Origin of the sequence: Bradyrhizobium sp. Ash2021 (assembly GCF_031202265.1) — a bacterium.
GTDB lineage: Bacteria > Pseudomonadota > Alphaproteobacteria > Rhizobiales > Xanthobacteraceae > Bradyrhizobium.
On sequence record NZ_CP100604.1, the window covers coordinates 9,117,353 to 9,128,884 of the forward strand.

8 protein-coding genes and 1 pseudogene are annotated in these 11,532 nt (G+C 62.4%); 5 read left to right on the forward strand and 4 right to left on the reverse strand.

Annotation, left to right across the window (positions count from 1 at the left end):
• Positions 1–644: 644 nt before the first annotated feature.
• Positions 645–1,760, reverse strand: a pseudogene (locus NL528_RS43825) (integrase core domain-containing protein); the annotation flags it as partial.
• 122 nt (positions 1,761–1,882) lie between these two features.
• Positions 1,883–2,683 carry a DUF3108 domain-containing protein gene (locus tag NL528_RS43830; RefSeq protein WP_309185269.1) on the reverse strand — a complete coding sequence of 267 codons (801 nt, stop codon included), beginning with the start codon at positions 2,681–2,683 and terminating at the stop codon, positions 1,883–1,885.
• Between the two features lie 419 nt (positions 2,684–3,102).
• Between NL528_RS43830 and rpmB the strand changes: the two genes are divergently transcribed.
• Positions 3,103–3,414, forward strand: coding sequence for a 50S ribosomal protein L28 (rpmB, locus tag NL528_RS43835; protein WP_309180539.1), 312 nt, complete (start codon positions 3,103–3,105; stop codon positions 3,412–3,414).
• 108 nt (positions 3,415–3,522) lie between these two features.
• On the opposite strand, the gene NL528_RS43840 is transcribed toward rpmB, so the two are convergent.
• Positions 3,523–3,759, reverse strand: a complete 237-nt coding sequence (locus NL528_RS43840; RefSeq protein WP_309180541.1) for a DUF1902 domain-containing protein — start codon at positions 3,757–3,759, stop codon at positions 3,523–3,525.
• Positions 3,760–4,177: 418 nt separating this feature from the next.
• Here NL528_RS43840 and NL528_RS43845 point away from each other — a divergent pair.
• The 4 genes from NL528_RS43845 (at position 4,178) to NL528_RS43860 (ending at position 10,387) form a co-directional block, all read left to right on the forward strand.
• Positions 4,178–5,331 (forward strand): IS3 family transposase gene (locus NL528_RS43845; RefSeq protein ID WP_309177055.1). Its coding sequence is split into 2 segments (ribosomal slippage): positions 4,178–4,436 and positions 4,436–5,331, totalling 1,155 coding nucleotides; the frame shifts between segments, so codons are not numbered across the junction.
• 4 nt (positions 5,332–5,335) lie between these two features.
• Positions 5,336–6,346, forward strand: a complete 1,011-nt coding sequence (locus NL528_RS43850; RefSeq protein ID WP_309180542.1) for a DNA recombination protein RmuC — start codon at positions 5,336–5,338, stop codon at positions 6,344–6,346.
• A gap of 912 nt (positions 6,347–7,258) precedes the next feature.
• Positions 7,259–8,581, forward strand: coding sequence for a DUF2235 domain-containing protein (locus NL528_RS43855; protein ID WP_309180543.1), 1,323 nt, complete (start codon positions 7,259–7,261; stop codon positions 8,579–8,581).
• Positions 8,582–9,262: 681 nt separating this feature from the next.
• Entirely contained in the window at positions 9,263–10,387 is a 1,125-nt protein-coding gene (locus NL528_RS43860; protein WP_309180544.1) for a DUF2336 domain-containing protein, read from the forward strand.
• Positions 10,388–10,410: 23 nt separating this feature from the next.
• Here the strand turns inward: NL528_RS43860 and NL528_RS43865 are convergent, their stop codons facing one another.
• Positions 10,411–11,523 carry an NADH:flavin oxidoreductase/NADH oxidase gene (locus tag NL528_RS43865; RefSeq protein WP_309180545.1) on the reverse strand — a complete coding sequence of 371 codons (1,113 nt, stop codon included), beginning with the start codon at positions 11,521–11,523 and terminating at the stop codon, positions 10,411–10,413.
• Between the last annotated feature and the right edge of the window lie 9 nt (positions 11,524–11,532).

Here is an 11,532-nt window from a genome sequence, read left to right on the forward strand (position 1 = left end):
GATTTTGTCTCACTTTGCGACGCATCTGGGTCGCGGCTTAAGCTCTGGAACGAGTCCGGAACGAATCGCGCCCGAATCGCTGACTCTTCCCGGAACCGGCTTCGTTCACCGCAACATCTCGCGTTGGCGCTAATGGTGCGGCACTAGATCAAGTTTCCTGGCGCTTCACAAGCGGCGGTTTTCCGGCGGAATCCTTAAAGTCCAGGAGGCGTCGGAGTCGAATCAGAAGGCGACAAGAGTCAAGCGCGGAGTCGGGGCCTACTTCACTCTCTCTCGGTCGGCGTCACTTCCCCTCTCCCACCCAACTCGGGTTTACCCGAGTTGGGCATTTTAACTATCGAAGTCGGATAGATCCGACTTCGATTGGGAGAGGGCGGCACGGACGCGCGGAGCGCGTTCGTGACGGGTGAGGGGTCTGTCTCCGCGGACACCGAATGCGCGGTGAGAGACCCCTCATCCGGCAGCCTTCGGCTTCTGCAACCGACGACATAGGTAACAGTTCAGCCCGACGACATAGGTAACACAATTCTCGTTTCGTTCAGGTCTGCTGTTTTTGTGGCTGTGGACCCTGTGGGCGATGCTCTTGCATCGTCCACAAGTCCACAGGCCTGTTTGGGTTTTCGCAGGCGGTCGTCGCGGTGGGCGATCGTGCCGAGCACGATCGGGCCGTAGCAGACCGTCCATCCAGCGGCATCGTGTTCGCAGAGGCCGACCGGCTCGCCGATCAAGGCCCCGCTGATGTAGATCGTTTGGCCCTGCCATTTGATCTCGCCGTTATGACGCACCCGCCGCACTTCGCAGTCACCGTATTCCGGCTCGCGCAAGACGCCGTCGAAGCGGCGCGGCGAGGAGGTATAGTGATCGGCCGGCGTGTCATCGTCGAGCGACTCGTGCGGACGCTGTTCGTTGTAGATGCGCTGGAAGTTCCGCAAGCGCTTGAGCTGCTCGCGCAGGCTGTGCGCCGGTGGACTGGCGGTGTCCTGCAACAGCGTCAGATGCATCCGCTCGTGGCGGCCATTCTGCTGCGGTTTGCCGGGCGCAATCCGCTCCGGCAGCACGCCCGCCTTGATCACCTTGACCGACAGTTGCGAAAGCCCGCCGGCACCGCGCGACGCAAAGGGCGGACCGTTGTCGGAACGCAGCCGATGCGGCAGGCCGAACTCGCGGAAGGCGGCCTCCACGACCGGCCAGACGTGCGCGGTATCGGTACGCGTCATCGCCTGGCAGCGCAGCAGATACCGGCTATGGGCATCGGTCAGCGTCAGCGGTTCGCAGCATTTGCCGTCCCCCGTCATGAACCAGCCCTTGAAGTCGATGCACCACACCTCGTTGGCTGCCGTGCATTCCGCAAACGGTGCGCTCGAGGGCGGGCTGCGGCGGCGCAGCTTCCGCTTTACCGTCAATCCCTGGCGGTCGAACAAGGCTCCGATCGTGCTCGCCGCAGGCCATTCGAGCGCCGGCGCCCGACGTTCCAGAAAAGCCAGAACCTTCCGGGGTCCCCAACTCGGATGCGCCCGCCGCACCGCAAGGCAGCGTTCGGCGATCTCCTCGCCAATCGCCTGGGGATGATGCAGCGGCGCACGTGGGCGGTCCCACAGACCCTCAACACCGGCTTCCTGATAACGCTCAAGCCACTTGTATCCGACCCTTCGGCTCACGCCGAACCGCCGGCATACCGCCGCAAACGACTCCTCGTGCTCCTCCGCCGCAATCACAAAGCGCATCCGCTCGTCCACCGCACAGGTCTCCATCCAAACCATCGGCAAGGCCCTCCCTGCCGATCACTTGACCTGTTACCCATGTCGCCGGTCTATTGTGTTACCTATGTAGCCGGTTTGGACCGGCTGCCACCTTCTCCCACAAGGGGAGAAGGGAAGAGACCCTACTGCGTCTTCGCCACCCGCGGCGGGGCGGCGGTGGTCACGAAACTTGTGGCTTCCAGCATCGCGGGGCCGAACGGGGTCGGGATCGTCAGCCGGAACGGGACCAGCACGCGGGTGCCGGCGATCGGCACGAAGGCGATCTCGATATTGCGCTGGCTGGCGAGATATTTGATCACCGGGCGGTCGGGGATATAGCCCGCGACCGGCGTGAAATAGATCGAGCAGACGATCGCCGGGCCATGATAGCCGCGCTCGGCCTTGACCATTTCCATGCGCTTGAAATCGAGTTTCAAATCGTAGCGCAGCCGGCCGTCAAAGATGCCGGCGGCGGTGCGGCAGGTGTCCGGGCTCATCAGATCCGCGGTGCCGGGCACCCGCAGCATCGAGCCCGTCATCGGATCGTAGACGTTTTTGCGATGTGCGTCGGTGACGACGATGCGGTCGGGATCGACCGGCGGCTCCGGCTCGATCGAAAATTCCTTGATATTGCCGTTCACCAGCGCCAGGCGGATGGTTTCGGACTTTTTCGAGGTCGTGGTGGTGGCGGTATAGGCGGAGGAGACCAGCGCGCCGTTGACGATTCTGCCCTGGGAGGCGCCTGAGCCGCTGCCGCCGGAAAACGCCTTCAAGAGCCCCGCGGTGGCGCCCTGGGCGGCCGCGGAAAAACTGTCGTCGCCGATTTCGATGGTCCAGGAGCCCTTGCCGACCGGGATTCCCGACAGCGACGCCTCGTACTGGGCATCCAGCCGCCCCTGCGCCGACGCAGGCGCGGCCTGCGACAGGAATGCGCCGGCGCACAGGCAGAAAAACACCCATCGGGGCGAAATGGCGCGGCGTGTCACTGACTTGCGGTCCTGGTATTGGCGCGATCGGGCTTCATTTAAGCAAAAATATCCGGCAAACAACGCGCATTGGGCGAAAAGCGTAACTTCAAAAGCCTGTGCGGCCGGCGTGACCCGGCCAGAACAAGGGTCGAAACGCGAAGCCCAAGATGTCGGCGGCGAATGCGCCCTTTATATGATGGCTTAAGTCGCTGGAACCGCTTGTGAACCCGCCCGTCCCGGCCCCCGGGCGCTAGCGAAAACCGGCCTTAAAACCTTGACGGTCCGGGCATCTCCCCCTATACGTCCGCGGTTCCTGGAAATGGACATGATTTTGGACCCCCGCGTGGCCGCCTTGAGCGTTGCCTGTAGCCGGGGATGGCAGAGGATTTGTTGAGATGTCACGGCGCTGCGAACTGACGGCCAGGGGCCCGCAGGTGGGTCACAAGGTGAGCCACTCGAACATCAAGACCAAGCGCCGGTTCCTGCCGAACCTGTGCAACGTCACCTTCATATCGGACGTGCTCGGCCGCAACGTGCGCCTGCGCGTCTCGACCAACGCGATCAAAACCGTCGACCACAATGGCGGCCTCGACACCTTCCTCCTGAAAGCCAAGGCGGAAAACCTGTCGCCCCGCGCGCTGGACCTGAAGCGCGCGATCCAGAAGAAGAAGGCCGCAACTGCCGCGCCGGTGGCGCAGGCGAGCTGAGCTTCTCGTTAACCTGATTTAGCGGCTAGAGAGTTTTGAGCGGCTGGGTCGAAAGACCCGGCCGTTTTTGTTTTGGGAGATACACGCACGATCGAACTGCGGTGCCATTCAGCCCGCAACCGATCCCGCTTCGCGCAGCGCGGTGATCTGCAAGAACAGCGATTCCGGGGCAACATCCGGATGATTGTCCGGCAACAAATCGAGCGCCATCGCGGAAATCTCTTCCAGCAATCCGTCGAGGGTCGGCGCGTCGGCGGCGGCCGGTATGTCGTCACAATGCCCGCTCCAGACCGACGCTTCCTCGTCCCAGGCGGCGGAAATCGTGAAAATGACGGGTCTGGACATCGCCGCTCCGTTGCTTGCCGCGACGCATCTCAAAGCCGGGCGGCTGATAGATGATATCACAAAACCGGTGGAGCGTCCCCCCGCTTCGAACCGGGAATGGCACCCTCACGACCCAGAAGGCTCTTGCTCGCACCGCGGGAAGTGAGCATCCTAGAGTTGAAGGCGTTTCGAGTATCAGGCAGGGATGGACGCAACCTCGGAATTCAAGACAAAGATATTGAGCCGCAAGAGAGAGCCGGAGGAATACCGGCTTTATCGAGCAGGCCTCGAATGGGATTTGACCGATCCCATCGTTATTGAGCGCGCGGAAGACTTTAAGTCGACGTATCGGTGGCGTGATCGCCTCACGCCTTATCTTTGAGCTGCACCCGGTTCCGAGGACACCGAGTTAGGTGTTTTATGGAGCAGGAGGTGTGTCATGGAGAGACGGCAGTTTACGCGAGAGTTCAAGCTTGAGGCTGTACGCCTGATCAAGGAGCGCGGCGTGTCGTATGCGCAGGCGTCAGCAGACCTTGGCGTTCATCCAACGCAGTTGCGCAATTGGGTGAAGCAGCTGGCGGACGATCCGCAGCATGCATTCCCCGGCCAGGGCCAGATGAAGCCGGAGCAGTTGGAGATCGCGCAGCTCAAGCGCGAGGTCGCCAAGCTGAGAGCCGAACGGGACATCCTAAAAAAAGCCGCGGCCTACTTCGCGAAGGAATCAACATGAAGTTCGCCTTCATCGCGAAGCACCGGGGGATCTGGCCGGCGGAATGGTTGTGCGGGGCGCTCGGTGTCTCGCGGGGTGGGTTCTATGCCTGGCTGACACGGCCGCGCAGCCAACGCAGCCGGAGCGATGAGGAGTTGGGCGCGAAGGTTCGCGCCAGTTTCCTCGCCAGCGATCGAACCTATGGCGCGAGGCGAGTGTGGCACGACATGTTGGCGGAAGGCGGGTTGTGTGGACTGCATCGGATCGAGCGTTTGATGCGGCTACAGGCTCTCAAAGCCCGTCCACGACGGCGGCGACTGCCGCCCGATCTGGGTGAGCGGCAGGTCGCCGCCGTCGCTCCCAACGTGCTCGACCGCAGCTTCGATGCGTCCGCTCCCAACCGCAAATGGATCGCTGACTTCACGTACGTGTGGACAGCGGAGGGTTGGCTCTATGTTGCCGCTGTCGTCGATCTCTTCTCCCGCCGTGTGGTTGGTTGGTCGATGAACGCAGCGATGACGGCCCAGCTCGTCACTGACGCCCTGGTGATGGCGATCTGGCGACGGGGCAAACCGGACGCGCTCTTGCATCATTCCGATCGCGGCAGCCAATACACCAGCGAACAGTTCCAGCGGCTGATGGCCGATCACGGCGTCGTCTGCTCGATGAGCCGGTCAGGCAACGTCTGGGATAACGCGGCGATGGAGAGCTTCTTCTCGTCATTGAAGACCGAGCGGACTACGCGCAGAGTGTACCGAACGAGGGATGACGCCAAGGCTGACGTCTTCGATTATATTGAGCGCTTCTACAATCCGAAACGCCGGCACTCGACGATCGGATATTTGAGCCCTATGGAGTTCGAGCAGCAGGCTGGATTAGCTTAAGCAGGTGTCAACAGAACCGGGTGCAGCTCACAGGCTCGAAACGATCAGAAACGACAATGCTGCCAAGCTCGAACAAATGCGTGCGACGGTCGAAGAGAAACTCCACGATACGTTGGAGCAGCGTTTGGCTAATAGTTTCAAGGTCGTGAGCGATCAGCTCGAACAGGTCTTCCGCGGCTTGGGCGAGATGCAAACCTTAGCCACTGGGGTGGGCGACCTAAAACGCATGATGACCAACGTTCGAGCACGCGGAACGTGGGGCGAAGTTACACTCGCTAATATTCTTGAGCACGCAATGGCGCCGGACCAATATGAAAAGAACGTTGAGGTTAGACCCGGCAGCAATCAAAGAGTTGAGTTTGCGATCAAGCTACCTGGGGGTGAAGGTGGGCCGCTCTGGCTCCCAATTGACGCGAAATTTCCTACTGAAGATTACGAGAGACTCGTGGATGCGTCTGACCGGGGAGACTTGGAGGCTGTGGAGGTCGCGGCAAAGGCCGTTGAGGCTCGCATTCGCCATTCTGCTGACGAGATCTGCACTAAATATGTTCATCCGCCCTACAGTACAGACTTTGCTATTTTGTTTTTGCCTACCGAAGGACTCTATGCCGAAATAATTCGACGGCCTGGAGTGGTAGACTCCCTCCAGCGCGACTTTCGTATCATCATTACAGGTCCCACAACCTTGCTCGCGCTTCTAAACAGCTTGCGGATGGGCTTTCGCACGCTCGCAATTCAAAAGAGATCGAGTGAGGTTTGGCAAATCCTTGGAGCAGTTAAAAGCGAGTTTGGGAAATATGGTGCCATACTTGATAAGGTTCAAAAGAAACTCCAAGAGGCCTCTAGTACCATCGACGACGTGGCCAAGCGGCGAAGAGCTATAGACCGAAAGCTTAGAACGGTAGAGGTTCTTCCAGAGATGGAAGCGGACGAGCTGCTTGGCGTCACCACCGATGTGGAGACTTCGACGGAAGCCACCGCCAGCGATCCCAGTCCTGAGTTAAGTGCTTCCTGATCTAGGCCGATTATCCATCGAACAACTCGGATGATAAGCTCCGTGAGCGGCACAACAAAACCCTAGACGAACGGCGCTGAAGCGGACGGCGACATAATGATTTTGCCCGACGGGCAAATCACTTGCCGCGTTCCGCGATGTCCGAGTCCAGCCCCTTCCGCAAAAATATTCCTCTTCGCGCCGACCCCAAATCACCGGTAGAACTCCCGCCGTCCCGTCCCCCAGAGGGGCGCTCGCGATCGTCACGGACGTGGGGCGGGATGCGGTGGACGCTTGCAGCGTCAGGCGCGGAATTGGGCGGCAGGGCGGGTCAACTCCGTGAGCAGTCCCAATGAAACGCTGACGAACGGCGCTGAGGCGGACGGCGAAGGCGTGTGGTCCTGGCACCCGTTGCTGGTGTCAAGTCCGCGGAGGTTTTGCGGGCCCGACCGGGCTTTGCGCAAGCCTTTAATCCGCGGATGACGGTGGCAAAAGGAATTCGTCGCCGGGGAGAGCGCGTTATAAGCCGTAAAACCATTGCGCAGGGAATGCCGGGGTGCCTCCGCTGAACCTGTATGCTCGTGTGCGTTTCTTTGCACAATCTTGCACACGAGACCGCGGGTGCAGCGCGCCCCCGGCATTTCCCTGCGCCCTCTGATTTTCAGATGGTGCGATGTTTTTGGAAAACTCGCGCGGATTGGGCGGCGGGATCGCGGAGGTGTGCCGGAAGAATTCATAGCCGATCATCCGCACATCCGTCATTGCGAGCGAAGCGAAGCAATCCATGCCGCCACGCGAAGAAAGAATGGATTGCTTCGTCGCTACGCTCCTCGCAATGACGATGTTGGGCGAGCGCCGAATTCCCCCTTGCCCGCTCACCCGGAACCTAGCATCCTGTGGTTGAGAGCGACGCAAAAGCGCGGGAGCTGCGGCATGACGGAAACGACTGAAACGGCGAAGCGGAACATCATCATTTGCTGCGACGGCACGGGCAACGAAATCAACGAGAACATTTCCAATGTGCTCAAGCTCTATCGCTGCCTGCGCAAGACCGCCAAGACCGAGCCGCGCCAGCTCGTGTTCTACGATCCCGGCGTCGGCACGCTGGCGCGGCCGGACCCGTGGCACAAGCTGCGGCAGGATTTCAGCGCCATCCTGGGGCTCGCCACCGGCTATGGCCTCGATGACAAGGTGCTGCAGTCCTATCACTTCCTGGTGCACAATTACCGCGAAGGCGACCAGATCTACCTGTTCGGCTTTTCCCGCGGCGCCTACACCGTGCGCGTGCTGGCGGGCCTGATCCACAAGGTCGGGCTGATTTCGCCGGAGCAGGCCAACCTCGCAGGATCCGGGCTCACCTCCTACAAGCAGTTTTCCAGCGACGGCCAGCATGGCGCCGACCTGACGGCGCTGACCGATACCGCCGTTGACGCCGACGGGCCGCTGCCCGCGAACAAGGACGACCAGGCGGCACAGTTCGCGCGCATCCTGTCGACGCGATGGCCGACCATCCGCTTCGTCGGCGTCTGGGACACGGTGGCGAGCGTGATCGTGCCGCGGCCCGACCGGTTCTACGTGCCGAGCTTCGAAGAGCTGGCGTTCACGCTGCAGAATCCGAGCGTGCAGACGTTCCGGCAGGCGATCTCGATCGACGAGCGCCGCTGCATGTTCCGCCTGAAGAAATGGGACCAGCCGCAGACCTTCATGCACAACCGCTTCAGCCTGACCCACAATGCCGAGCCGCAGGATATCCTGCAGTGCTGGTTCGCCGGCGTGCATTCCGACATCGGCGGCGGCTACCCCGAGAAGCAGAGCGGGCTGTCGAAATATCCGCTGATCTGGATGATCGACGAGGCCGTCAAATGCGGGCTCAAGGTCGACCAGCGCACCGTCAACACGCTGGCCTGGGGCAAGGACAGGAAAGGTAGCCCGTTCCACTACGTCAAGCCCGACTTCAGGGACCAGTTGCACAATTCGCTGCACGGCGCCTGGTGGCTGCTCGAATTCATCCCGAAACTGGCGAAATACAGGGAATGGCCGGCGCGCAAGGTGTATTTCGGGTTCTACATTCCGGACGCCGAGCCGCGCCCGATTCCGGACGGCGCGTTCATCCACGAGTCCGTGATCCAGCGGATGAACGATCCGGCGCTGAAGTACAAGCCGGTGAATTTTCCGGCGACGCACCAGGTGATCCCGATGCCGGCGGGCCCGACGGAGGGGGTGGCGGCGGTCGAACCAGCGAAGGATGAGGTTTGAGGATTGAATTCGAGATCGCGCCGCACGGACGGTCGGCTCCCTCGCCCCGCTCTTCGCGGGGAGAGGGTTGGGGTGAGGGGCTCTATCCACGAAGTTGGACTCGCGGAGAGTCCCCCTCACCCGGCGCTACGCGCCGACCTCTCCCCGCAAGCAGGGCGAGGTGAACGGCGGCAAACCAACGAAGGATGGTGTTTGAGGATTGAATATTGCCGCCAACACACCCGTCATTGCGAGCGAAGCGAAGCAATCCATCGCGCGGCGCAAAGAAAGAATGGATTGCTTCGTCGCTTCGCTCCTCGCAATGACGAGAGAACAGCGTGCCGCGCGGTCAGTCGGCCCCCTCGCCCCGCTTTCGCGGGGTACGACAACCTGGGTTGGAGAACGCGGCACCGCCACCACACCCGTCATTGCGAGCCACCGGGTCGCGCGAATGCGCGCCCGATGACAGGCTCCGCGAAGCAATCCATGCCTCAACGCAGGGAAAGAATGGATTGCTTCGTCGCAAGTGCTCCTCGCAATGACGGGAGAACGGTCGGGGTGAGGGGCTCGATCCACGCATTCGGACTCGCGGAGAGTCCCCCTCGCTCAGCGCAAAGAAAGAATGCATTTACCGAACGTTCAGCTATTTCCAAGATGATCGCGCGCCTGCCAGAATTGGCTTTAAAACGCTCAGGACGAGCGATGTTGGACCGATCGATCGCCGACGAAGTTGAAGCCGCCATCAGGGCCGGCTCGGCGGAAAAGCACCTCGAAACCTTCAAGCGCGTGACGGACCTGTTTCTGTTGTCCGCCGACGGCTGCAATGGCGAACAGATCGAGCTGTTCGGCGACGTGCTCGAACGCCTGATCCGGACCATCGAGATCCGCGCGCTCACCGACGTCAGCGCGCGCATTGCGCTCGCCGAAATGAGCACGCAGCTGGCTTCGGTGCCGAAGGCGCCGCCGGAGGTGATCCGCCATCTGGCGCGGCATCACGAGATTTCCGTCGCCGGCCCGGTGCTGACCGAATCGGCGCGGCTTAGCGACGACGATCTGGTCGAACTCGCAGGCTCCAAAGGCGAGCAGCATCTGCTGGCGATTTCCGGCCGCTGGTGGCTGAAGGAAGTGGTCACCGACGCGCTGCTGGCGCGGCACTATCCGAGCGTCAGCCGCAGACTCGTCAACAATCCCGGCGCGCGGGTTTCGGCAAGCGGATTTGCCATCGTGCTGGCGCAGGCCGAAACCGATCCCGAGCTTGCGGTCGACATGGGTATCCGGGTCGATCTGCCGTCGGAGCTCCGGCAGCAATTATTGCGCAGCGCCACCGAGGCGGTGCGGTCGCGGCTGTTGTCGCGCGCGCCGCCGCATCTGTTCGAGGAAATCCGCAGCGCCATCGCCGCCGCATCGGCCGGCGCCGGCCGCGAGATGGCAAAAGTGCGCGACTTCCAGGCGGCGCGGCATCATGTCGAACTGCTCAACAGAAGCGGCCAGCTTCATGAAGCGGCGTTGCTCGGCTTCGCGCGGCAGCGGAAATACGAGGAGACGGTGGCGGCCCTCGCGGTGCTGTCGCAATCGACCGTCGACGTCATCCGTCCGCTGATGCAGAGCCTGCGCGACGACGGCATCCTGATTCCGTGCCGGGTGGCGGGCCTCGGCTGGGACACGGTCGCAGCCGTTTTGGAAAGCCGGTTTGCGTCCGGCGCGATGGGGCCGCATGAACTCGCCAGGGCCAAAAGCGCGTTCGCGAAACTGACACTCGAGAACGCGCGCCGGCTGCTGCGATTCTGGCAGGTTCGCTCGACGCCGTCGGCGCCGGGGATTAATTGAGGCGCGCCCCTGTGCCGGACCCCTCACCGCGTCCCGAACGTGGTGGCGCCGAACAGCGCCTTTTGCGTCGCGGGTTGCGAGCGCCAATATTGCGGCGGCGCCTCGACCTGGCCGCCGAGTTCGGCGGCGGCGTGCCAGCCCCAGCGCGGGTCGTAGAGCATGCCGCGGGCGAGCGCGACCATGTCGGCCTTGCCGGAAGCGACGATGTCCTCGGACTGCTTCGCCTCGGTGACCAGGCCGACCGCGATGGTGGTGACGCCGGTGGCCTGCTTGATCGCTTGCGCGAACGGCACCTGATAGCCGGGGCCGAGCGGGATTTTCTGCAGCGGCGAGACGCCGCCGGACGACGCGTCGATCCAGTCGATGCCGCGCTTCTTCAGTTCCGTGACGAATTCGATGGTCTGCGCGAGATCCCAGCCGCCTTCGACCCAATCGGTCGAGGAGACCCGCATGCCGACCGGTTTCGTCGCCGGAAACACCGCGCGCACCGCGTCGAACACTTCCAGCGGAAAGCGCATGCGGTTTTCGAGCGATCCGCCATATTGATCGCTGCGCTTGTTGGAGATCGGCGACAGGAACTGGTGCAGCAGATAACCATGGGCGCCGTGCAGCTCCAGCGCGTCGATGCCGAGCCGCTCGGCGCGTTTTGCGGCAGCAACGAAGGCGTCGCGGATTCGCGCAAGGCCCGCCGCATCGAGTTCCAGCGGCGCGGCCTCGCCTGCCTTGTGCGCAATCGCCGACGGCGCCACCGCCTGCCAGCCGCCCTCGGCGACCGGGATCTGCTGCCCGCCGTCCCACGGCGTATGGCTCGAGCCCTTGCGCCCGGCATGTGCAAGCTGCATCGCAACCGCGGTTTTGGAGCGCTTGCGCACCGAGGCCAGGATCGGCTTCAGCGCGGCTTCGGTGGCGTCGTTGTACAGCCCGAGACAGCCCGGCGTGATGCGGCCGATCGCTTCCACATGGGTGGCCTCGATGCAGAACATCGCGGCCCCCGACAGCGCCAGCGAGTTGATGTGCGTAAAATGCCAGTCATTGGCCTCGCCATCGACGGCCGAGTACTGGCACATCGGCGATACCATGATGCGATTGGGCAGGTTCAAACCGCGCAGCTTGATCGGGGAAAACAATACGCTCATGGGGGGATG